Annotated in this window: 26 protein-coding genes; 17 read left to right on the top strand and 9 right to left on the bottom strand. The window is 68.4% G+C overall.

What is annotated here, in order from left to right:
- Positions 1-2: 2 nt before the first annotated feature.
- Together ACFOSH_RS28710 and ACFOSH_RS28705 are read right to left on the bottom strand one after the other, a co-directional pair.
- Complete coding sequence (locus tag ACFOSH_RS28710) at positions 3-350, bottom strand: hypothetical protein (protein ID WP_378242196.1); 348 nt, start codon at positions 348-350, stop codon at positions 3-5.
- Positions 351-391: 41 nt separating this feature from the next.
- Positions 392-1,024 carry an SRPBCC family protein gene (locus ACFOSH_RS28705; RefSeq protein WP_378242195.1) on the bottom strand — a complete coding sequence of 211 codons (633 nt, stop codon included), beginning with the start codon at positions 1,022-1,024 and terminating at the stop codon, positions 392-394.
- 118 nt (positions 1,025-1,142) lie between these two features.
- Between ACFOSH_RS28705 and ACFOSH_RS28700 the strand changes: the two genes are divergently transcribed.
- From ACFOSH_RS28700 to ACFOSH_RS28680, 5 genes are all read left to right on the top strand, one after another.
- Entirely contained in the window at positions 1,143-1,781 is a 639-nt protein-coding gene (locus ACFOSH_RS28700) for a TetR/AcrR family transcriptional regulator (protein WP_378242194.1), read from the top strand.
- 268 nt (positions 1,782-2,049) lie between these two features.
- On the top strand, positions 2,050-2,631 hold the full coding sequence (locus tag ACFOSH_RS28695; protein WP_378242239.1) for a hypothetical protein: 582 nt from the start codon (positions 2,050-2,052) through the stop codon (positions 2,629-2,631).
- A gap of 115 nt (positions 2,632-2,746) precedes the next feature.
- A complete protein-coding gene (locus ACFOSH_RS28690; protein WP_378242193.1) occupies positions 2,747-3,043 on the top strand; it encodes a hypothetical protein in 297 nt (98 codons plus the stop codon).
- Positions 3,044-3,345: 302 nt separating this feature from the next.
- A complete protein-coding gene (locus ACFOSH_RS28685; protein ID WP_378242192.1) occupies positions 3,346-4,578 on the top strand; it encodes a sodium:proton exchanger in 1,233 nt (410 codons plus the stop codon).
- A gap of 41 nt (positions 4,579-4,619) precedes the next feature.
- A complete protein-coding gene (locus ACFOSH_RS28680) occupies positions 4,620-6,167 on the top strand; it encodes an alpha/beta hydrolase (RefSeq protein WP_378242191.1) in 1,548 nt (515 codons plus the stop codon).
- Here the strand turns inward: ACFOSH_RS28680 and ACFOSH_RS28675 are convergent.
- Both ACFOSH_RS28675 and ACFOSH_RS28670 read right to left on the bottom strand, forming a co-directional pair.
- Positions 6,131-6,796 (bottom strand): response regulator, encoded by a 666-nt coding sequence (locus tag ACFOSH_RS28675; RefSeq protein ID WP_378242190.1) that lies wholly within the window; start codon positions 6,794-6,796, stop codon positions 6,131-6,133. The genes ACFOSH_RS28680 and ACFOSH_RS28675 overlap by 37 nt on opposite strands.
- Positions 6,793-7,512 carry a sensor histidine kinase gene (locus ACFOSH_RS28670; RefSeq protein WP_378242189.1) on the bottom strand — a complete coding sequence of 240 codons (720 nt, stop codon included), beginning with the start codon at positions 7,510-7,512 and terminating at the stop codon, positions 6,793-6,795. The genes ACFOSH_RS28675 and ACFOSH_RS28670 overlap by 4 nt, the downstream gene beginning before the upstream one ends.
- A 181-nt stretch (positions 7,513-7,693) precedes the next feature.
- On the opposite strand from ACFOSH_RS28670, the gene ACFOSH_RS28665 reads away from it, so the two are divergent.
- Complete coding sequence (locus tag ACFOSH_RS28665) at positions 7,694-7,927, top strand: hypothetical protein (protein ID WP_378242188.1); 234 nt, start codon at positions 7,694-7,696, stop codon at positions 7,925-7,927.
- Between the two features lie 6 nt (positions 7,928-7,933).
- On the opposite strand, the gene ACFOSH_RS28660 is transcribed toward ACFOSH_RS28665, so the two are convergent.
- Positions 7,934-8,158, bottom strand: coding sequence for a hypothetical protein (locus ACFOSH_RS28660; RefSeq protein WP_378242187.1), 225 nt, complete (start codon positions 8,156-8,158; stop codon positions 7,934-7,936).
- Positions 8,159-8,389: 231 nt separating this feature from the next.
- Here ACFOSH_RS28660 and ACFOSH_RS28655 point away from each other — a divergent pair, with 231 nt between their 5' ends.
- Together ACFOSH_RS28655 and ACFOSH_RS28650 are read left to right on the top strand one after the other, a co-directional pair.
- Entirely contained in the window at positions 8,390-9,223 is an 834-nt protein-coding gene (locus tag ACFOSH_RS28655; protein WP_378242186.1) for a hypothetical protein, read from the top strand.
- A 26-nt stretch (positions 9,224-9,249) separates the two neighbouring features.
- Positions 9,250-9,960: a hypothetical protein gene (locus ACFOSH_RS28650; protein ID WP_378242185.1), complete on the top strand. Its 711-nt coding sequence runs from the start codon at positions 9,250-9,252 to the stop codon at positions 9,958-9,960.
- 176 nt (positions 9,961-10,136) lie between these two features.
- Here ACFOSH_RS28650 and ACFOSH_RS28645 read toward each other — a convergent pair whose 3' ends face one another.
- Positions 10,137-11,792, bottom strand: a complete 1,656-nt coding sequence (locus tag ACFOSH_RS28645) for a glutamate--tRNA ligase (protein WP_378242184.1) — start codon at positions 11,790-11,792, stop codon at positions 10,137-10,139.
- 368 nt (positions 11,793-12,160) lie between these two features.
- Here ACFOSH_RS28645 and ACFOSH_RS28640 point away from each other — a divergent pair, with 368 nt between their 5' ends.
- The 6 genes from ACFOSH_RS28640 (at position 12,161) to ACFOSH_RS28615 (ending at position 15,512) form a co-directional block, all read left to right on the top strand.
- Positions 12,161-12,976: a hypothetical protein gene (locus ACFOSH_RS28640; RefSeq protein ID WP_378242183.1), complete on the top strand. Its 816-nt coding sequence runs from the start codon at positions 12,161-12,163 to the stop codon at positions 12,974-12,976.
- 91 nt (positions 12,977-13,067) lie between these two features.
- Positions 13,068-13,382 carry a hypothetical protein gene (locus ACFOSH_RS28635; protein ID WP_378242182.1) on the top strand — a complete coding sequence of 105 codons (315 nt, stop codon included), beginning with the start codon at positions 13,068-13,070 and terminating at the stop codon, positions 13,380-13,382.
- Positions 13,379-14,449 carry a vWA domain-containing protein gene (locus ACFOSH_RS28630; protein WP_378242181.1) on the top strand — a complete coding sequence of 357 codons (1,071 nt, stop codon included), beginning with the start codon at positions 13,379-13,381 and terminating at the stop codon, positions 14,447-14,449. The genes ACFOSH_RS28635 and ACFOSH_RS28630 overlap by 4 nt, the downstream gene beginning before the upstream one ends.
- Positions 14,436-15,035 carry a hypothetical protein gene (locus ACFOSH_RS28625; protein WP_378242180.1) on the top strand — a complete coding sequence of 200 codons (600 nt, stop codon included), beginning with the start codon at positions 14,436-14,438 and terminating at the stop codon, positions 15,033-15,035. The genes ACFOSH_RS28630 and ACFOSH_RS28625 overlap by 14 nt, the downstream gene beginning before the upstream one ends.
- 48 nt (positions 15,036-15,083) lie before the next feature.
- Entirely contained in the window at positions 15,084-15,209 is a 126-nt protein-coding gene (locus tag ACFOSH_RS28620) for a hypothetical protein (RefSeq protein ID WP_378242179.1), read from the top strand.
- 126 nt (positions 15,210-15,335) lie between these two features.
- Entirely contained in the window at positions 15,336-15,512 is a 177-nt protein-coding gene (locus ACFOSH_RS28615) for a hypothetical protein (RefSeq protein WP_378242178.1), read from the top strand.
- Here ACFOSH_RS28615 and ACFOSH_RS28610 read toward each other — a convergent pair.
- Positions 15,459-16,400: an MBL fold metallo-hydrolase gene (locus ACFOSH_RS28610; RefSeq protein ID WP_378242177.1), complete on the bottom strand. Its 942-nt coding sequence runs from the start codon at positions 16,398-16,400 to the stop codon at positions 15,459-15,461. The genes ACFOSH_RS28615 and ACFOSH_RS28610 overlap by 54 nt on opposite strands.
- A gap of 82 nt (positions 16,401-16,482) precedes the next feature.
- On the opposite strand from ACFOSH_RS28610, the gene ACFOSH_RS28605 reads away from it, so the two are divergent.
- Both ACFOSH_RS28605 and ACFOSH_RS28600 read left to right on the top strand, forming a co-directional pair.
- The gene (locus ACFOSH_RS28605; protein ID WP_378242176.1) at positions 16,483-17,334 is read left to right on the top strand and encodes a LysR family transcriptional regulator; all 852 of its coding nucleotides are present in this window, start codon (positions 16,483-16,485) and stop codon (positions 17,332-17,334) included.
- A gap of 38 nt (positions 17,335-17,372) precedes the next feature.
- Complete coding sequence (locus ACFOSH_RS28600) at positions 17,373-17,789, top strand: hypothetical protein (RefSeq protein ID WP_378242175.1); 417 nt, start codon at positions 17,373-17,375, stop codon at positions 17,787-17,789.
- Positions 17,790-17,792: 3 nt separating this feature from the next.
- Here ACFOSH_RS28600 and ACFOSH_RS28595 read toward each other — a convergent pair whose 3' ends face one another.
- Positions 17,793-18,698 carry a glutaminase gene (locus ACFOSH_RS28595; RefSeq protein ID WP_378242174.1) on the bottom strand — a complete coding sequence of 302 codons (906 nt, stop codon included), beginning with the start codon at positions 18,696-18,698 and terminating at the stop codon, positions 17,793-17,795.
- Positions 18,699-18,868: 170 nt separating this feature from the next.
- Here ACFOSH_RS28595 and ACFOSH_RS28590 point away from each other — a divergent pair, with 170 nt between their 5' ends.
- Positions 18,869-20,257: an amino acid permease gene (locus ACFOSH_RS28590; RefSeq protein WP_378242173.1), complete on the top strand. Its 1,389-nt coding sequence runs from the start codon at positions 18,869-18,871 to the stop codon at positions 20,255-20,257.
- A 57-nt stretch (positions 20,258-20,314) separates the two neighbouring features.
- Here the strand turns inward: ACFOSH_RS28590 and ACFOSH_RS28585 are convergent, their stop codons facing one another.
- Positions 20,315-21,799, bottom strand: coding sequence for a CoA-acylating methylmalonate-semialdehyde dehydrogenase (locus ACFOSH_RS28585; protein ID WP_378242172.1), 1,485 nt, complete (start codon positions 21,797-21,799; stop codon positions 20,315-20,317).
- Between the last annotated feature and the right edge of the window lie 19 nt (positions 21,800-21,818).

Raw genomic sequence — 21,818 nt, 5'->3', positions numbered from 1 at the left:
CTCTACTTGCGTGTGCGCACGTGGTACGCGACCGCGAACGCGACTCCCACGGCGACGATGATCGCGGCGAACACGGGATGCATGTCCTTCGAAAGGCTCTGCGCGCGTTCGGGGCCGATCGCCCAGAGTGCCAAGGGCGTGGCGTAGGCCGCGGTGAGAGCGACCGCGCCCCATCTGAGCGCCTTGAGCCTGGCGTCACGCAGGGTGCCGATCAGGACGAAGGCGACCGGGACGACGGCGAGCATCGCGAACTGGCCGAGGACCATGATCGGGACGGCCCAGGCCGAGATGATGACGGAGCGCGGGGCGCGGCGGACGGTGGTCTCACGATCGAGCGTCTGGGTGGACATCGTTTCCTCCTGAAAGTTTCGGGTGTGGTCAGCTGTGGGGATCAGCAGTGGGCTTCGGCGGTGGTCTTGAGGTCCTTCAGCCAGGCTTCGAGGCCCATGCCGAGGAACTGGGTCGAGGTCGGCACGTCGGCCTCGACCTGGGCGCCGGACCAGTTCTCCTCGGTACGGACGAGCACGCCGCCCTTGACCTCGGTGAAGTTCCAGACGTGGATCCCGTTGTCGATCCGGAGGCCCTCGCCGATCGCGGGGCCGCTCCAGCGGATGCACTTGCCGCGCTGGATCTGGTGGACGGTCGAGGTGATCGACAGCGTGGTGGCGGGGGTCGTGGCCGTGGCAGGCACCGGGGTGGTCCACCGGAAGCGCGAGTTCTTGTGGAGCGGGCCCCAATCCAGGCGCTGGTTGGTCAGCACCGGCTCCTGCCAGGACGGCCAGCGCTCGACGTCGGTCTGCAGCCGCCAGATCTTGCTCAGGGGAGCGTTGATCAGGGTCTCGGTCCGGTAGTGGATCGGGGCCTTCGTGTCGATGGTCTTGCCCTGGCAGGACAGCGGGGCGGGGGACGCGGTGGTGGCGGCCTGCGCGGGTGTCACGGCGCCGCCCAGCAGGCCGAGGGCCAGCGGGAGGGCGAGCGCGGCGGCGCGGGCGGCGGTGCGGCGGCGGGGCTTGGTGTCCGTCATGGTCCGGCTCCTCGGGTTGTTAGTGCTTGGTGCGATAGTTATAAGCTATAACCACAATGAGGTGAGTGTCAATAGGGAAAGTGATAGCCTCTAACTGAACGGCCAGGGAGGAGCGCTGATGGACACGGACGGGAAGACCTCGCGTGAGCGCTACCGGGCTCAGGTGTGCGGGGAGATCAAGCGGTACGCGTGGGAACAGCTGGCCACGACGGGCGTGTCCGCGTTGTCCCTCAACGCGATCGCCAAACACGTGGGCATGAGCGGTCCCGCGCTGTACCGGTACTTCCCCAGTCGCGACGACCTGATCACGGACCTCGTCCGCGACGCCTACCGGAGCCTCGCCGACGCCGTCCAAGCCGCCGGATCAGGCGGCCTGGCCGAAGTCGCCCACGCCATCAGGGAGTGGGCGCTGGCGGACCCGCAGCGCTACCTGTTCGTCTACGGCACGCCGATCCCCGGATACCGCGCGCCCGGTGACACCACGAAGATCTCGAACGAGATCATGGTTGTACTGCTCGAAGTCCACGCCGCGCTCCCGGACGACGGACGGGTCACGCCGTTCGGCGCGCATCTCGACGATCACCGCGAGTGGGCGGGCGGCCTGCCGGTGTCGTCCGAGGTCCTGCGCCGGGCCGTGACGTTCTGGACGCGGCTCCACGGCGTCCTTTCCCTTGAACTGGCCGGGCACTTCGCCGGCATGGGATTCGATCCCGCCGTGCTGTTCGCGGCCGAGTTGGACGACCTGCTGGCCTCGTGAGTGGCAAGTGTCGTTCTAACGACACAAAACACTCACGACCACCCCGACCCGTCGCTCACCGCCGCTTGGGTGACTTGCGGATGCCAGAGCCCAGTAAGTACCTGAGGCGCCAGTGGTCCGGACCACCGTGAGAATCCACAAAGGACGGTTCCCGCTGAGTGGGGCATCAGGGGCCGCTTTCCCGCTGTGGCGCCGTTTTCGGTGACCGTTGTGCTAGCTTCCGGGAATGCGCGGAGGATCCAAGGTTCCTTTCAGTCGTACGCTCGCGGTGATCGCCTCGATGCTCCTGGCCTCGCTGATCGGCCCCGGAGCCGTGGCGAACGCGGCCCCGTCGCGGCACGTCTGCGAATGCGCCACCCCGTCGATAGACCGGTTGCAGCAGTGGCTCGCCTCCGGTGAGGGCACCACGGTTCCGGCGACCGGCAGCCTGCTCGTCCGCGAACGCGGCGGGTACGCGGCGAAGGTGGCCTTCCTCAAGGCGGAATGGCACGTGGTCGTCGTCTGGCTGGGGAACAAGTTCGAAGCGCAGGCCGATCTCTCGAAGTCCGCCGGTTTCTGGATGACCTACAGCGCGACGGACGACCTCTACGTCCAGCTTCGCCCGGCTTCGCACTGGAGCGGCGGCGACAAGTGGCTGACCAAGGTGCCGTCGACCGGCGGGAAGATGGTCAAGAAGTTCTTCAGCTTCGCCCCCGACGCTTGGACGACGCTGCCCGAACTGGGCAAGCCCGACTACTCCTTCGCTTCGGCGCTGACCGAGGCGCGAGGTCTGGTCTTCGTCGGCAAGACGCCCAACAAACTCGACTTCCGCGGCCTCGCGATCGACCGCTATCAGCCGCCCTGTCTCTGAACACTTCTCGGTGGTTCACCTGTCCGGAGTGATCGCGATTGCGCACCGTGCCCGATTTGTCCTGTACGGTGAACTTTCAGCCGCCTCCGCACGACCGATCCGAGGAGTACCCCAGATGAGCCTGTTCGACTCGCTGAAGGAAAAGGCCGCCGAACTGCTGGGCGGCGCGGGCGACAAGGTCGGCGAACTGACCGGCGTCGACCTTTCCGGCGCCGCCGACCAGGTCACCCAGTCCGCCGGCGGACTGGCCGAGACCGGGCAGGGTCTCGCCGAGAACGCCACCGCCGCGGGTCAGGACGCCGTCGATTCGGCCACCGCGGCCGGTCAGGGTGCCGTCGACTCCGCCGGTGCCTTCGGTGACGCCGCCACCGGGCTGGCAGGCGGCGTGATCGACCCGAACGCCCGGGGCTGACCACCCCCGGAAACTCCCCGGTCCCGCGAAACCGCGCGGAACCGGGGATTTCGTCATTTCCGAGCAATGTGATCAGGGGCACTTTCCGGTCTGGCCCGCCGGCTCGCCGGTCCGCCGGGCAAGACGCCTCCCAGATCGTGTGAGAGCTGTCGAGGCAGACCAGCCCGGGTACTCCGGCGGGACGACGTCCGGGTTTCGGCATGACGATCTTCCGTTTTCCCTGTCCCGCACGGGGATTCTCGCCGGACAGGCGAAGCGGGCAACGGTTGTGGTAACCCGGTGACCGCCGGGAATCTCAGTTCGTGATCGTCAACCGACTGAGGCCGATCGGCCTGTGCGCCGCGCTCACCGTGCCCGCGCTCGTCCTGAGGTTCTCCGGTGCCGAACCGGGGGCGGTGGCCGGTCTGCTGCTGTTCGGCCTGGCCGTCGTCGCGGCGTCGTTCCTCCTCGCCTGGGCCGCGGAAGCCGCGCAGGTGGACATCTCCGGCGGGCTCGCGATCGCCGTGCTCGCCGTCATCGCGGTGCTCCCCGAGTACGCGGTGGACCTGTACTTCGCTTACACGGCGGGATCGGATCCCGAATACGTCGCCTACGCCGCGGCGAACATGACCGGCTCCAACCGGCTGCTGCTCGGTCTCGGCTGGTCGACCGTCGTGCTGATCGGGCTCGCCGTCGCGAAGAAACGCAGCGGTGCCACGGTCCGGGAGCTCGTCCTCGATTCGCCGTACCGGATCGAACTCGGTTTCCTCGCGATCGCCTCGATCGTAGCGTTCGTCATCCCCGGGACCGGGCAGATCTCGCTGGTCCTCGGCTTCGCACTGCTCGGGTTCTTCGTGTTCTACCTCTGGAAGGTCTCGCGCGCCGAGCCCGGCGAACCCGAACTGGTCGGCCCGGCGGCCACCCTCGGTGCGCTTTCCAAGCGGCCTCGCCGGATCCTGGTGACCGCGCTGTTCGTGTTCGCGGCAGTGGTGATCCTCGCCAGCGCGGAACCGTTCGCGCACAATCTGATCGCCGTCGGGACGGAACTGGGCATCGACCGGTTCCTGCTCGTGCAATGGCTCGCGCCGCTGGCGTCGGAGGCGCCCGAGTTCATCGTGGCGATCCTGTTCGCGCTCCGCGGCAAGGGCGACGCGGCGATCGGCACCCTGCTTTCCAGCAAGGTCAACCAATGGACGCTGCTCGTCGGCAGCCTGCCGATCGCCTACCTCTTCGGTGGCGGAGGGACCGCGCTGCACCTGGACTCCCGCCAGGTCGAGGAATTCCTCCTCACCGCCACCCAGACCCTGCTCGGCGTCTCCGCCCTGCTCGCGTTGCGTTTCCCGCGCTGGGCCGCCTGGACCCTGCTCGGCCTGTTCGCGGTGCAGTTCGCGCTGCCCGGCCAGACCGCGCGCTACGTGCTGTGCGGCGTCTACGCGGTCATCGCGATCGCCGCCCTGATCCGCAACCGCCGCCACCTCCTGCCGACCCTGGCCGCCCCGTTCCGCCGGGCCCCCTATACCTCCGGGAGTAGCCGCGAGGAGCGGATTTCGGCCTGAGGACAGAGGTTTCCGTGATTCTTCGCGCTTAGCGTCCAGGTATGACCAAGACAAGACGAACACTCGCCGCGGGTCTCACGATCGCGCTCTTGGCGAGCCTCGCACAGAGTCAACCGGCTTCCGGGGCGCAGCGGATCGGCTGGCACGACTGCCGGACCGGGCCGGACGACGCGACCGGGCAACGACTCGCGGCGGCCGGAGCGACCTGTGGTGAGGTCATCGTTCCGCTGGACCACGCCGATCCGGGCGGCCGGACCCTTTCGGTGGCCGTCGCACGCCGTGCCGCGACCGACCCCGCGCGACGCCTCGGCACCTTGGTGGTCAACACCGGCGGCCCCGGCCCGTCCCGTGACGGGGTGACCCTGCTGGCGCAAGGCCTGCCACCGGAGGTTCCGTCCGGAGCGCCTTCACTCGCGGCGCGGTACGACCTGGTCGGGATCGACCCGCGGTTCTTCGGGCTCAGCGCGCCGTTGGAATGCGGCTGGCCCACCGGGCGCTACCTGAACAGTGCCCAGCTGGCGAGTCCGGACAGGGCCTCCTTCGAACGCGGTGTGGCGGTCGCGCGGGATCTCGCGGCGCGGTGCGCCGGCCGGGGCGACCTCCTCGCGCACGCGTCCACCCGCGACATCGCGCGCGATCTGGACGTCGTGCGAGCCGCTCTCGGGGAACCGAAAATCTCTTACCTGGGCTGGTCTTTCGGCAGCCATCTCGGCGCGGTCTACCGTCAGCTCTTCCCTCGACGCGTCGAGCGGATCGTGCTCGACAGCGCCGCCGCTCCCGGGGCCGCCGGTCCGGCGCTCACCCGTGAAACCGCTCCGGCGGACGCCGCGGCCTTGCGTGACTGGGCACGCTGGGCGGCCGTCCGGGACGGCCGCTATCACCTCGGCGCCACCGCCGACGACGTGCTGGCCGGAGTGGACCGGATCGCCCGCGAACCGCTGCTGCTCGTCGGTGGCCACCGCGTCGACGCGGCGATGATCCCCGGGCTGCTGCTCACCGTCGACGACAGCGACGCGTTCTACGCGGAGTTCAGCGCCCAGGTCGTCGTGCTGCGCGATGCCGCGCGAGGTCTCACCGTCACACCGACACCCACGCAGGACTGGAAGCTTTCCCTGTACACCGACCCGAAGGTGGAGCCGTCGTTCGGGTTCAGCGCCACGGTCGCGAACCAGTGCGCGGACCGAGCCGCTTCCCGCGATCCCGAAAGCTACTACCGGGACATCCAGGCGCACCGGGCCGCCGAGCCCTTGTTCGGCCCGCTGGCGCGGCACATCACGCCCTGCGCGTTCTGGCCCGTCCGGCCGGCGGAGGCGCCCGTCGAGATCGGCGACGACCTTCCCGCGCTGCTCGTGGGGGCTTCAGGAGACCCGGTCACGCCGTATGCCGGACAACGGGCTCTGCGCCGCGCCTTGACGGGATCCCGCATGGTCACGCTGGACGGCGCCTTCCGGCACGGGGTCTATCTCTTCGACTCGGCGCCCTGCGTCACCGAAGTCGTCGAGTCGTACCTCCTCGGCGGCCCCTTGCCCCGGACCGACGTCACCTGTGCCCGTCACCGCTCGCCGGGCCGGACCACTCCCGCTTCGTAGGCGAGGACCACCGCCTGCACCCGGTCCCGCACCCGCAGTTTGGCGAGGATGTTGCCCACGTGGGTCTTCACCGTCCCCGGCGCGACCACCAGCCACTCGGCGATCTCGGCGTTGGACCAGCCGCGGGCCATCCCGGCCAGCACCTCCCGCTCGCGTCCGGTCAGCGTCTCCGCCGACCTGGCCGCGAGCGGGTCGAGCGGGGGCGCCAGCCGGTCCAGCAACCGGCGGGTGGTGGAGGGGGCGATCACCGCGTCCCCTTCGTGCACCGTCCGGAGCGCGGCCAGCAGTTCCTCCGGGGTGGCGTCCTTGAGCAGGAAACCGCTCGCTCCGGCCCGGATCGCGGCCAGCGCGTGCTCGTCGAGGTCGTACGTCGTGAGCATGACGACCTTCGGCGCGTCAGGCAGGGTGAGCACCCGTCGTGTGGCCTCGATGCCGTCGAGCACCGGCATCCGCACGTCCATCAGCACCAGGTCCGGCTTCAGGCGCTTGGTGTGCTCCACCGCGGCGAGACCGTCACCCGCCTCGCCGACCACGGTCAGGTCCGCCTGCGACTCGATGACCAGCCGGAACCCGGACCGGACCAGGATCTGATCGTCGGCCAGCAGGACACGGACCGGCTCCCCGGTCACGCCGGACCGTCCCGCAGGACACCGAGCGCCCGCCGGAGATCGCCCAGTGCCTGCCGGGCGCATTCGCCGATCGTGACCAGCGCGGACCGTCCGGCCTCGGGCGAGGTCGCGTACCGGCCACCGTCGGCCTGCGCGATCACCACCGCGAGCGAATGCGCGACGATGTCGTGCATCTCGCGGGAGATCCGGTTCCGCTCCGCGAGCACGGCGAGCTTCGCCTGTTGTTCGCGGTGGGCGATCCGCACCCGGCGCAGCGCCCCGGTCGCCCAGGCGGCCACCACCGTGCTGGCCAGGAAGGCGCCGACGAGCAGATGCGCTGTCGCGGACGACGGCAGCATCGGCCAGCTCAGCCCGCCCAGCACAGAGCCGGTGAGGCCGACCGCGAGCGTGACGCCGCCCGCCCACCGCGGTCCGTAGGCCGCCGCGGCGTGCACCGCCAGCGGTACGGCGAGGTCGGCGGGCAGGGCGCCGATGTCGTTCCGGATAGACAGCCACTGGACACCCGCGATTCCCAGCACCAACGCCGCGCACACACCGGCGTTGCGTCGCCGCGAAGCCAGCGGAAGTGCAAGGAGCAGGGAGAACAGGGTATAGACGGGATCGGCGTCGACGAGCAGTCCGAAAAGGACACAGCAGGCCGCGAGCAGCGACGCGGTCAGGACGTCGACGAGCGACTGATGTCCGCGCAGCCAGGAATCGAGTCGTTCACCGGGCACGCCGTCACCTTATGGCGGCGGGCCCGTCGCCACGTCGCCGTGTGGGCTGAAACCGGCTACGCCCGCCGGGCTAGCCCGAATGGAGCAAGAAAGCGAAAGCGGCCTGTTGGAAATGTCGTTCGTCCGATCCCCGCGGTCACGCTAATCTGGTGGAAACGACTTCATCTGCGGGGGAGCGGACATGGTCGGAATCTGGATAGCGCTCGGGGTACTGGTAGTGGTGATCGGCATCGCCGTGCTTACCGATCTGCGTGATCGGGGGCGAGGCGGGACCCGCAAGATCATGTTGCCGGGCTGGGCCTCCCGGCGCGCGGACTACACGGAGAACGATCTCGTCCACGGTCGCTGGACGGAGAAGCCGCCGCGTGAGCAGGACGAAGAACTCCAGCGCCGGTACAAGGGGAGCGACGAGTAGGCGCCTCTACGCGGCGGGCCTGCTCCAGCGCCACGCGGCGTGCAGGATGGCGATCAGGGCTTCGTCGTCGGCGAAAGTGGGTTCTTCTCCGACAGGGACCCACTTTCGGTCGACGATCTCGCCCTGCCGGCGGCACACCACGGAGATCCCGGGGTAGGACAGCTCCACGCGACCGTCGTCGGCCACGTGGCGGGGCTCCCAGCGCAGCTGGACAACGCGATCAGCGCTCATCGACCACAACTTTCCGTACTTGCGTACCGGGTAAGTCGTTTGTCGGGGCCCTGATGTTTCACGCGCCCCTGTGACGAGCACCGCCTTCGGTGCGGATTCCCGTGCGGGAATCGATTCTTCCGGTGAATTCCGCGGAAGAATGGTGTCACGCCAAAGGTGGTGACCCCGATCACAATGGCCTCTCGGATCGTGAGAACATGGGGCATTCGGCTGCCGGATCCCGGAGGGTGAATGCTCCGCAGAATGCGTCGCTGGCTCGAATTGCTCAGTCTCGGCGGTTTGGCGGTGGCCGGCTTCGCGGTCGGGATCGCGGAACAGCTCGGCCTGCTGGACAAGATCGCGCCGAAAGGCGTCACCACGCTGACCCTGATCATGGTCAGCGGTGTGGTCGTGGTGCTGCTCGTCGAGCTGACCCCGTTGCGCGCCTTGGAAGACATCCGCGATCGCCTCGCCGGTCTCGACATCGACACCATCGCCTCGACCCTCCGCCGTTCGCACTACGGCGGTGTGGTCGAAGTGCACAAACGGTTTCCGGACGACGCGTTCGCGGCACGCGTGGCGAAGGCCAAACAGGTGACGATCCTCAACACCTGGATCCCGAACCTGCAACTGCTGGAGCGGGAACTGGAGGCCGCGATCCTCGACCGTCGCGCCGAGGTGCGGATCATGCTGCTGCACCCGAACTCGATGCTGGTGGGGCTGCGGGAGGCGGCTCTGGGCCGGACCGACGGGGCGGGCAACGCCTTCGTGAGCACGGGGATCACGGACTGCCTGGAGACGCTGCACCGGCTGCACCGGCGGCTGGCCAGGCGCCAGGGCAACCTGAAGGTGCGGGTGTTCAACTCGCAGGCCTCGGTCTCGGTGTACCGGGCCGACGGGCGCTACCTGGTCAGCATGTTCCTGCACGGTCAGCTGGCGGTCAATTCGCCGCAGTTCGAGATCGAGGGCACGCACGACACCGTGCTCGGCGAGCAGATCCAGCGCGAGCTCGACACGTTGTGGGACATCGGCCGCGACGTCGACCTCGGCGACTGGAACCGAAGCATCGACATGATCCGTTTCTGAGCGAGTTCCGAGCAAGAGGTGTAGTGATGCGAGACCTTGACGAGTTCGAAGACGGTTTGATCGAGGGGTTCCGGAACCACCCGGCGCTGCGGGGCGTCACCGAACTCTCGCAGGAAGACCTGCAGACCATCCTGCTGCAGCGCCGCTTCCTGTCGCTGGCCTTCACGATGGCTTACGACCTGGCGATCGACCTGCTCACCGACGAACAGTCCGTCAGGATCGCCCGCGTCATCATCCGGGAGGAGTACCCGGACAGCTCTTCCCCCGGCAGCACGCCTTCGCACCGTGAGGACCTGATGGCGGACATCCTCGCCCTCGGCGTTCCCCGTGAGGCATTGGTGCGGTCCCGGCGGTCGCTGGCCACGACGGCCTGCGTCGACACCACCATGGAGCTGATCGCCTCGGCGGGCGACTCGAAGCACGCCGACGTCGAACTGCTGACGATCCTGCGGTTCTGGGGCGAGGTGCTGGTCTCCGTGGAGTACGGCGAACTGTGGCGCCGGATCGGCCCGGTGCTCGGTGACAAGTCCGTCTTCTACTACCCGCACCACGTGCACGACGCGAAGTCCCGCCCGCTCGCCGCCGCGTCCCCGCTCTCGCTCACGCATTCCGACCAGCTCGGGCTGCGGCTCGTGCAGCTGATCGGCTCGGACGAGGCGCGAGAGAGGTTCCGCGAGACGGAGATGGCCGTGGTGGCGGTCAAGACGGCCTTCTATGACCAGTTCAGAGCCTCGTGAGTGGCGATTCGGGTTCTGGCCGTCCTTGCCACTCGCCTGAAATCCGTGAAGGCCTCCTTGCCTACCTTCAGGGTAGGCAAGGAGGCCTTCACGGACCGAACCTGCGGTCAACCGTAGCCAGAATCCGGTAGGTGCCTAAGACGCCCTTGACTCTAACCCGAATCGCCACTCACGAGTCACTCGGCTACGAGACCGGAGAACCGGCCCAGCGTCTCCTCGCGCCCCAGCGCCTGTGTGATCGAGTGCAGGTCCGGGCTCCGGGTCGACCCCGTGATCGCGATCCGGATGATCTGTGAAGCCTCGCGAATGGAGCCGGGGAAGCCCTCGGGGTTCTTCTTGAGCTCCTTGGCGTTCTTCGCGAAGCCATGCTTCGCGGCGACGTCGCGGATCTGCTGGAACCACTCCTGGCCGTCGTCGAGCTGCTGGTAGTTCCCGACGAAGTCACGCACCACGGCCTGGACGACCTCGCGGTCGACACCGAGGGCGGTGATCCGCTCGTCGTCGGGGCCGGCGACGGCGGCGTGCAGCTGCGGGAAGAAGAAGCCGTAGACGGCGCGGAACTCGCTCCACTTCTTCAGGTCCTTGCGCGGGTTCTCGGCACCGTCGCGTTCGACGGCGAGCGCCCGGAGCGCCAGTTCCGGCTCGGCGTCGAGGACGGTGACCAGCGCGGGGTCGAAGCGCTCCGCCCACACGCGGACCTCTGCGAGGATCTCGGCGCCGGACAGCGTGGCGATGTGGTCGGCCGAGAGGTCGTCGAGCTTGACCAGGTCGACCAGCGGGCCGGCGACACCGCATTCGTCCAGGTTGATCGGCTCGGCCAGAGCCTGGTCGAGCGGCATCTCGGCGAGCCGTCCGTTGGCGAGGCCACGCAGGTAGTAGAGGACGGCCTTGGTGGGGTAGCCGGACTCGATGTAGAAGTCGACGCTCGCTTCCGGGTCCTTGCGCTTCGACAGCTTGCGCTTGCTGCCGCCCTCCTGCTTCATCAGCGGCGCGATGTGCGCGTAGGTGATCGGCTCGAAGGCGAGCGCGTCGAACAGCTGCTGGTGCACCGGCACCGACGAGATCCACTCGTCGCCGCGGATGACCAGGTTGACGCGCATGAGGTGGTCGTCGACGGCGTGCGCGAAGTGATACGTCGGCAGCCGCGGGCTCTGGTCGGAGCTCTTGAGGATGACGACGTCGTTGCGGTTGGCCTCGGCCTCCAGCGGGCCGCGGATCGCGTCGGTGAACCGGGCGCGGGCGCCGGTGTCGTCCGGCGCGCGGAACCGCACGACGTACGGGTCGCCGGCGTCGAGCTTGGCCTGGACGTCGGCGGGGGCGGCGTCGCGCCAGATGGCCCACGAGCCGTAGTAACCGGTCGGCAGCTTCGTCGCCTGCTGCCGGGCGGTGATCGCCGCCAGTTCGTCCTTGGTGGCGAAGTCGAGGTACGCGCGGCCTTCGCGGAGCAGGTGGCGCACGTAGGTCAGGTAGATCTGCTCGCGCTCGGACTGCTGGTACGGGCCGTAGTCGCCGCCGCGGTGGATGTCCTCGTCGGCGGCGAGGCCGAAGTAGGAGAAGCCGCGCTCGAACTGGTCGATGGCGCCTTCGACCTCGCGGGACCTGTCGGTGTCCTCGACCCGGACGAGGTAGCGGCCGCCGCTGCGGCGGGCGACGTCCTGGTCGATGGTGGCGACGTAGACGCCGCCGATGTGGACGAACCCGGTCGGCGAGGGGCCGAACCGCGTGACCCGGGCGCTCTCGGGGAGTTCGCGGGCGGGGTATCGCTGTTCCCAGTGCTCGGGCTCGGGCAGGTCGGCGGGGAAGAGGGCGTCGATGACTGCTCGGTCCAGCATGGTGGTTCAGATCTCCCGGCGTCGTGGTGCATGGCGGTTTTCGCCACCGAAGAGAATAGCCGTCCGGCCGCCGGGCCTGGTGAGGGCGGGTCCCGAAGCCGAATCGAGACGTGCTTTTCCGTCGGTGGTCCCCGGTAAAATGGGCTTGCCGGACATTCGGGGAGGAAATCGGTGACCACCGATAGCTCGCTTCGTGAAGAACCCCAGCTCACCATCAGACCGAAACCCTCGGCGTTCTTTCTGCGCCGCCGTTTTCTTCGCAGTTTCGGGCCCGCGCTCGCGCTCGCCGTGAGCGGGCTGATCTTCCTGCTCCTGAGCGGGACGATCGTGGTGCCCTTCGAACAGACACTGGTCCTGCGCGGCAAGATGTGTTCCTGTCCGGGGAGCCCGCCGCGGGTCTCGTCCGGCGGGCCAGGGCGGACCAGTGGACGGGCAGCGCGCGACAGCCGTTCACCAGCCCGATCGTCCTCGCGACGTATCGCCGTTACGCGGAAACGCCGGCGGGCAAAGGGATCGCGTCGAAACCACAGGGGCAGCAGGAGCCCTTGTACTACACGCTGGATACCGAGAAATTCATCGAGACCATGCGGCGGGGACAGACCTGGGACTCGCTGGGCGTCCGGGGTTTCGGCGCGGCGAACGGGAACCGGGTGCTCGCCCAGACCTCGAACATCTGCGACTCCAACTCGGGCGCGACGTACCTGATCCTGCTGGCCTTCCTGGAGAACGGCCGCCAGGTGCCGGTCGTCGATCCGCGCCCGGCCGGCGCGCCCGCCGGGCCACCGGGCCTCTCGGCCGCGCAGGTGCTGGCGAACCGGATCAAACCGCTCGTGGCGGCGCAGGGTTTCCCGTCGTCCGACCTGTCGGAGTCCTACGCGAACCAGGCCGAGGGCGACAAGCCGATCGTCGTCATCTACGAGCATCGGTATCTCGCCATGCAGCTGCGGGCCAAAGCGCAGAGCGGGCAGCCCGACCTCGATCGGGTCCTGCTGTACCCGAAGGACAACATCCTGACGAAACCCCAGTTCCTGGCCCTGAAGCCGGAAGCGGAACGGCTCGGCGAACTGATCACCTTCGACCCCGATCTCCAGCGTCGTGCGATGGAGCTCGGGTTCGGCGTCGCGACCCCGCGGGGAGCACGAAAAGCGCACGGCTGTACGACTTCCTCCGCGAACAGGGGTTGACGGCGCCCGAGATCGCGGACAACGACAGCACCACGCCGCTGCCGGACAACCTGGTGCTGGAGCAGATGATCAAGACCGTCGGGGACTGCCCGTGAAGCGGCTCCTCGCGGTCTTGTGCTGCCTGCTTCTGGTGGTGGCCGCTTGCACGAGCGGTAGCGAGAAGGTGAAGCTGCGGGTGCTGGCCAGTCCTGAACTCTCGGATCTCGGGCCGATCCTCGACGACCTTCGCGAGGAAACGGGAATCGAACTGGAAATGGATTTCCAGGGAACCGTCAACGAAAGCACGGCTCTCATCCCGGGGAGGGCCGCGCACGACCTCGCCTGGCTTTCCACCGACCGGTTCTTCCAGCTCGACTTCCGGCGGGCCGCGGACAAGGGGAGTGGCCACTGGCCACCAAGACCATGATCTCCCCGGTCGTCGTCGGATTGACGCCGGCCAAGGCGGCGGAACTGCGCCGCGGCGAACCGGACAGGAAGCTGTCCTGGGCGGATCTGGCGGACGCGGCGGCGAGTGGCGGGTTCCGGTTCGCGATGGCGGATCCGGCCAAGACGACCAGCGGGCTCACCTCACTCGTCGGGGTGGCGACGGCCGCCGCCGGCACCGGCGCCGCGCTGCGGCTGGAGGACGTGAAATGCGATAAACTCCAGGGCTTCCGCACCGGGCACACGCGTACGGCGGACACCTCGGCCGCGCTGGTCGACAGCTTCGCCGAACGCCAGGACGCCGACGCTCTCATCGGCTACGAGTCCACTTTGCTCACCCTCAACGCGAGCGGCAGGCTCAAGACGCCACTCGAACTGGTGTACCCGCGTGACGGCATCGTCCAGGCGGACTACCCGATCCTGCTGCTCGACCCGGCGAAACGGGAGGCCTACGACAAGGTCGTCTCGTGGGTCAAAAGCCCGGCGACGCAGAAGAAACTGATGGACAATACCCTTCGTACTCGACTTCTCCGGTTCGATGAAGGGGCGAGGATCGCCGCGCTCTGGGCGACCTTCGCCGGGCTGAGCGGCGGCCCGGACGGCGGGTTCGACCGCTTCTACCGCGGTGAGCGGCTCACGGTCCTCCGCTTCGGCGGGAAGATACTGGGGGACAAGGAGTTCACCGTCAACGGGCCCCGGGATCTCGACGCGCTGCGGGCCTTCATCGCCGCTGACGACTTCGATGGCAACACGGCTGTCTGGACGGCGCTCGGCGAGGCCTACACGAAGGCCGGCGCTCAGCGCAGGGCCGAACCCGATCGGGCCGTTTCGATCGTGCTGATGACCGACGGCGAGAGCAACACCGGCCCGGTTATCGACGAATTCCTGCGCACGCCAAGGGGTCCTGGCGTGCATACATACACCATCCGGTTCGGCGAGGCGAATCCCGCAGAACTGGGCCGGGCGGCCGCGGCCACCGGTGGCCGGATGGTCGACGCGAACACGACATCCCTGCTCGACGCCTTCAAGGAGATCCGTGGCTGCCGATAATCTGTGGTGGGAAGTCTGGGGAATGTGGCTCGCGGTCTGGGTGCTGACTGTCGCCGCCTTCCTCGTCGCGGCCGTCGTCTTCGTCAAACACTGGCGCCGCACGCGATCCGGCGGTGATCAGGGGATGATCCGGGGCATCGGCTTCTACCTGAACACGAAATCCGTGATGGGCCTCTACCAGTTGCATCGCTACAACGAGGCGCTGGAACAGGAGGTGGAGAAACGCCGGAGCCGGGGCCGCCGCTTCGGTGGATCGGGCGGATTCGGCCCGCTGCAAGGGGAATCGGAGCACACCGACACCGACGAGGAGTTCCGGCGGTACATCCGCAAGGCCGAGCCGATCACCGTGATCGGCATCGTGATGAAGGTGCTGGAGAAGCACCACGACATCATCTACGTCGACCTGGCGAAGCAGGAACTCGCCCACAATCGCGCGCTGGTCAAGGAACTCGGCTGGGCCGATGGTCCCGAGAGCACTCGCCAAGCCCAGACCCGGCTGCGGGGCGTCGAGGCGTTCGTCTCCGTCAAGGGCCTGTTCCGCAAACGCTCCCAGACCGATGCCGAGACGGTTTTCTACGCACCGTAAGGAAATCCGGACGATCCGGCGCGGAGCAGGCGGATCCGCTTCGCCTGCGTGACCAGTGATCTGCGGGACACCGTGCCCTCGGGTGCTTTCCGGGCACGGTGCCTCGGCAAGGTCGAGGACTGGGACCCCGAAACCGGCGAACTCGTCGTTCATCCCGTCGCCATCTTCAAGTGACGTTCCCTGCTCCACTTGGCGCAGTCGAAAGCCACGTCCCGCCCGTGGCGCTTCGCACTGTCGGCCGACAGGGGCGAACCTGCACGATTCCAGTATCCAACACCGCAGGTTCAGAGGGGATTTCCCATGAAGAACGTCGTTTCCGACGATGTCCGCCGCTTCTTCGCCGACTCCGGCATCGACGTCACCGCGGCCGGGCAGGCCGAAGTCGACGTCGTGATCGATCACTTCGACAACTGGAAGAACACGTCAAGCGGAGGTGCCTTCGGCTGCTTCACCGGCGCCTGCTGTCTCATGGCCTGAGTGGTCCGCGCAGAAGCAGCCGACGCCCTTCGCGATCCAGTCCTGGCCTTCCCATTCGGGGTGGCGTTCGATCATCAGCGCTTCGACCTCCGCGGCGATGATCTCTTCGGGGAGAGCCGAGTCGCGTCGCTTCCAGGTCTCGTCGCGCAGCAGTTCGAGGTACTCGCGGACGTCGGTCAGGATCCGGCGTCCGGAGACGTCGCCATGGCCTGGGACGACGATGTCCGGCCCGGTGGCGGCCAACCGGCGCAGGACTTCGATCCAGCGTCGTCCCGAGACGTCGGTGTCGTACGGCGGGAACCACGGGAAGATCGAGAACTGGCCCGCCTCGACCAGGTCCCCGGTGAACAGCACGCCCGCGTCGGGCACGGTCACCACCTGATCGCCCTTGCTGTGGGCGCGTCCGGTCGCCTCCAGCCAGACGACCCGTCCGCCGAGATCGAGGTCGTACGCGTCGTCGTAGACCAGGTCCGGGGCGATCAGCTCGACGCCGTCCAGGGCCCGGGCGACCGGCGTGCCGAGGCCGCGGAACATTTCGAGATAGCCCGGTCCTTTGTGGACCAGGTCCGCGGCCTGGGCACTGTTGACGAGATAGGTCGCCTCGTCCGCGAAAACCTGCGCGCCGAAAGCGTGCTCGGGGTGGAAATGCGTCGTGGTCAGATACAGCTTGCGGCCGCGAGCGTATTCGGCCGCGAAGGCGAGCACCTTTTCGGCGTTGCGAGGCCCCAGCCCGGTGTCGACGACGAGCACCGAGTGTTCGCCGCCGATGACCCCGATGTTGGGGACGAGGTCGACCCCGAGATTCGGGATCACCACGAGGTCGCGGGCGATTTCGCGGACCTTGCCGGTGTCGACGGCAGGCTCGTGGGTGAGTGGTTCGAAAGGCATGACCCCACTGTCGCGCCGCGTTCCGCCCGCCGTCCAAGACCGATCTCATCGGCCCGATACCGGCTGGGTATCATCGCTGGTGATGGAGCTACGTCTGCTGCGCTACTTCGTGACCGTCGCCGAGGAGAGACACTTCGGCCGGGCCGCCGCGCGGCTGCACATGACCCAGCCGCCGCTGAGCCGGGCCATCCGGCAGCTGGAGAACGACCTGGGGGTCGTCCTGCTGCTCCGCTCGGCCGCCGGCGTCGAGCCCACCGCGGCCGGGACCACCCTGTACGTCGAGGCCCGTACCCTGCTGGACCAGGCAGACCGCGCCCGCGCTCGCGTGACGGCGGCCGCGACGTTCACCGTCGGCACCCTCGCCGACGGAGCGGGGGAGGCGGGCAGCCGGCTGGCCGCGGCGTTCCGGCGGCGTCATCCCGAGGTCTCGATCCGGTTCCGCGAGGCGGATTTCACCGATCCCACCACCGGCCTGCGCGCCGGGCTGGCCGACGTCGCGCTGACCCGGTCGCCGTTCGACGAAACCGGGATCAGCGTCCGCGTCCTGCGCACCGATCCGGTCGGGCTCGTCCTGCGCGCCGGCGACCCGCTCGCCGGACGTGAGTCGCTCCGGCTGGCCGACGCCGCCGATCGGCCCTGGTTCCAGCTGCCGGAGGGGACGGATCCACTGTGGCGCGCGTATTGGAACGGGGCGGCGCCCCCTGGCGATCGGCCCGCCGGTCCGGTGGTGCGCACGGTCAGCGAATGCCTCCAAGCCGTCCTGTGGAACGGTTCCGCGGGCATCGCGCCGCTCGGGCACGCCCTTCCCGACGGGCTCACCTGGGTGCCCCTGTCCGACATGCCGCCGAGCCCGCTGGTCGTCGCGTGGGTGACCGGGCGGGAGAACCCGCTGATCCGTTCGTTCGCCAGGATCGCGGTGGAAAGTCACCGGTGAGGGGGTGTAGAACGGCCGGTCCCGGGGAATTCACCGGCATGCCGGACTCACTTTCAGAACCCGACGACGCGACCGTCGACGCCGTCGGAAAGCTGGTCGCCGCACTGGAAACGGTCGAGCAGGCACGGGGACATCTGTACGCCTTCCACCATCTGACGGGAAGCGCCGACTTCGCGCTCGACGAGGCCGCCGAGGCGCTCCGGAAGGCAGGGCACGCCGAGTGGGCCGAGCGGATCCGGACCGAGCTGATCGGGCTCAACGTGCTGCCGGAACGGTGGACCTTCCAGCTGATCGAGGAGTACGACGACGGCTACTACGCGGCCTTCCGCGGGATGACGCGGGAAGTCACCGGCGACCTGACCGGGGGACGGCGGCATCTGCACGAAGAACGGATCAAGCGGCGGCGCCGTACCGAGGGGCGGCCGGGGCACGAGATGGGCGAGCCCAGCACCTGAAGCTCAGAAGATCGACCAGCCGGTCAGCGTGGTGAACCGGTCCAGCGCCGCGACGCCCGCGACGGAGTTGCCGCGCGCGTCGAGCCCGGGGCTCCACACGCAGACCGCGCACCGGCCGGGGACGATCGCGACGATGCCGCCGCCGACGCCGCTCTTGCCGGGAAGTCCGACCCGGTAGGCGAATTCGCCCGCCGCGTCGTAGGTGCCGCAGGTCAGCATCACCGCGTTGACCCGCTTGGCCGCGCTCAGGTCGAGCAGTCTGGTGCCGTCGTTGCGAACGCCGTGGCGGGCGAGGAAGACCGCCGAGCGCGCGACGTCCCGGCAGTTCATCGCGATCGAGCACTGGCGTACGTACTGGTCGAGGACGGCGGGCACCGGCTGGCGCATGTTCCGGTAGGAGGCCATGAAGTACGCGAGCGCGCGGTTGCGGTCGGCGTGCCCGGCCTCCGACGCGGCGACCTCGCCGTCGATCCCGATGTCCATCCGGCCGCTTTCGTCGCGGAGAAACCGAAGCAGTGTTTCCGCCGCGTCGCCGTGATGCGCCAGTTCGTCGGTCACGACCAGCGCACCGGCGTTGATGAAGGGATTGCGGGGGATCCCGTCCTCGTTCTCCAGCTGCACCAGCGAGTTGAACGGGTTGCCGGACGGCTCGCGGCCCACCCGCGCCCAGACGCCGTCGCCGTGGGAGAGCGCGAGCGCCAGGGTGAAGACCTTCGACATGCTCTGGATCGAAAACGGCACTTCCCAGTCGCCGACCCCGTGCACCCCACCGTCCACTTCGGCCACCGCCATGCCGAACTGTCCGGGCGCGACCCTGGCCAGAGCGGGGATGTAGTCGGCGACGGCCCCGCGGCCGATCTCGGGCGCGACGTCGTCGGCGATCCGGTCCAGCAGCCCTGCGAGGTCCACGGCCGTAGCGTAGGAGGCCGTCCGCGCGCGCGAAGATCCGGGTTCGCGGGTGAATTTGTCAAATCGAAAAGGGAAATACCAGTAAAACCACCAGAGTGACGTCCCGCACACCTTAAGTCTTCCTTAGTACTGTTGGTGACGTGCCGCACACGCTCTAGCGTCTGGCAACCATGGATTCCTCGCTGCTCACCGAAAAAGGTGAAAGCTACTCAAAAGCGCTGGGCAACCGCCAAGTGCAGATGATCGCCATCGGCGGCGCGATCGGCGTCGGGCTGTTCCTCGGTGCCGGCGGCAAGCTCCACCAGGTCGGGCCGTCGCTGGTCCTGTCGTACGCGCTCTGCGGTATCGCCGCCTACTTCGTGATGCGCGCCCTCGGCGAACTCGTGCTGCACCAGCCGACTTCCGGCAGTTTCGTCACCTATGCCCGTAAGTTCATCGGGCCGTGGGCGGGTTTCGTCTCCGGCTGGATGTACTGGGTGAACTGGGCGATGACCGGAATCGCGGAGATCACCGCGGTCGCGATCTACGTGCACAAATGGCTGCCCGACGTGCCACAGTGGATCACCGCCCTGGTCGCGCTCGGCGTGCTGATCGTGGTGAACCTGCTTTCGGTGAAACTGTTCGGCGAGCTGGAGTTCTGGTTCTCGGTGGTCAAGGTGCTGGCCATCGTGGTCTTCCTGGTCACCGCCCTCGGGCTGGTGCTCACCAGCGCCGACATCGGCGGCACCACCGCCGGTGTGCACAACCTGACCGCCAACAACGGATTCTTCCCGGCGGGTATCGGCATCGCGCTGATGACGCTGCAGGCGGTCATCTTCGCGTACTCGGCGATCGAGGTCGTCGGCATCGCCGCCGGTGAGACCAAGGACGCGCGCAAGGTGCTGCCGAAGGCGATCAACGGTGTGGTCTGGCGGATCGGCGTGTTCTACGTGGGATCCGTGCTGCTGCTGGCGATGCTGCTGCCGTGGCCGTTCTACAACGGCGGGGAGAGCCCGTTCGTCACCGTCTTCACCCGCCTCGGGATCCCGGGTATCGGCGACGTGATGAACGCGGTCGTGCTCACCGCCGCGCTGTCGAGCGTCAACTCGGGGCTCTATTCCACCGGCCGTATCCTGCGCGCGCTGGCGGACAAGGGCGAGGCGCCGAAGTTCGTCGGCAAGATGAGCGGTCGTCAGGTGCCCTACGGCGGAATCCTGTTCACCTCGGTGGCTTACCTGCTGGGCGTGGTGCTCAACTACCTCGTGCCGAAGGACGCTTTCGACATCGCGATCGCGATCGCCTCGCTCGGCGTGATCACCACCTGGGCGACGCTGGTCTTCTGCCAGATGCGGTTGCGCCAGGCCGCGCTGCGCGGGGAGCTGGAACGGCCGTCCTACCGGATGCCGTGGGCGCCCTACAGCGGCTGGGCGACTCTGGGCTTCCTCGCGCTGGTCGTGGTGCTGATGGGCTTCTCCGACGGCGCCGAGAAGATCGCGTTCTACTCGATCCCGGTGCTGGCCGTGGTGCTGGCGGTCGGCTGGCGGATCGTGGGCAAACGGCAGCGGCAAGAGGTGGGCTGACTTCCCGCATTTCGTCCGCTAAATGCGACTTCGCATTTAGCGGACGAAATGCGTGGGTCAGCTGGACGTCGGGAAGTTGAAACCGGCGGCGGACTGCGGCCACCGCGTCGTGACGACCTTCGCCCGCGTGTAGAACCGGACGCCCGCCGGGCCGTGGATCGGGCTGTCCCCGATGAGGGAGTCCTTCCAGCCGCCGAAGGAGTAGTACGACATCGGCACCGGGATGGGCACGTTCACCCCGATCATCCCCACCTTCACCTCCCGCTGGAACCGCCGCGCGGCCTCTCCGCCGCCGGTGAAGACGGCGGTCCCGTTGCCGTAGGGGTTCGCGTTGATCAGCGCGATCGCCTCGTCCAGGGTGGCCACCCGCACGATCCCGAGCACCGGTCCGAAGATCTCCTCGCGGTAGGCGGCCATCCCGGCGGTCACGTTGTCCAAAAGGGATGGTCCGACGAAGAACCCGCCCTCGTGACCGGCGACGCGCAGGTCCCGGCCGTCGACCACCACGGTCGCGCCCTGCTCCGCACCCAGCGTGACGGAGTCGATCACGCGTTGCCGGGCGGCCTCGGTGACGACGGGACCCATGTCGTTGCAGTCGTCGTCGCCGGGCCCGACCTTGATCTCCGCCGCTTTGCGCTTGAGGATCTCCACCAGTCCGTCGCCCGCCGGACCGACGGCGACTCCGATGGAGATCGCCATGCACCGCTGCCCGGCGGAACCGAACGCGGCCGCCGTGAGGTGGTTCGCGGCGTATTCGAGGTCGGCGTCGGGCAGGACGACGGCGTGGTTCTTGGCCCCGCCCAGCGCCTGCACGCGTTTGCCGGTGGCCGTCGCGCGTTCGTGGACGTACTTGGCGATCGGGGTCGACCCGACGAACGACACGGCGGCGATACCCGGATGCTCCAGGATCGCGTCGACGGCGACCTTGTCCCCGTTGACCACGTTGAACACGCCTTCGGGAAGACCCGCCTCGGCGTACAGTTCGGCGACCAGCCGGGACGCGGACGGCACTCGCTCACTGGGCTTGAGCACGAACGTGTTGCCCGCCGCGATGGCGATCGGGTGCATCCACAGCGGGACCATGATCGGGAAGTTGAACGGCGTGATCCCGGCGACGACCCCGAGCGGCTGCCGGAAGTCGTGGACGTCCACGTCCCGCGAGACCTGGTCGGAGAAGCCGCCCTTCAGCGCGTCGGCGATGCCGCAGGCGTACTCGACGATCTCGCGGCCGCGGACGATCTCGCCGCGCGCGTCGTCGATCACCTTGCCGTGTTCGGAGGAGATGATCCGGGCGAGGTCGTCTTCGTGCTTCACCAGCAGCTCACGGAAGGCGAACATCACCTTGGTCCGCTGTGACAGCGACGAGTCGCCCCACGACTCGAACGCCTTGGCGGCGGCGGCCACCGCGGTGTCCACATCGGACGGTTCCGCGAGGAGCACCCGCGCCCGGGCCTGCCCCTCGGCCGGGTCGTACACCGGCGCGGTACGGGTCGAGCCCGCCGAGGTCGCGGTACCGTTGATCCAGTGGTCGATGGTCTTCACGCGTTGTCCTCCACGGGTG

Origin of the sequence: Amycolatopsis speibonae (genome assembly GCF_042647925.1) — a bacterium.
Taxonomy (GTDB): domain Bacteria; phylum Actinomycetota; class Actinomycetes; order Mycobacteriales; family Pseudonocardiaceae; genus Amycolatopsis; species Amycolatopsis speibonae.
Note: the sequence above shows the minus strand (reverse complement) of the source record. Positions and strands in the feature narration are given on the sequence as shown.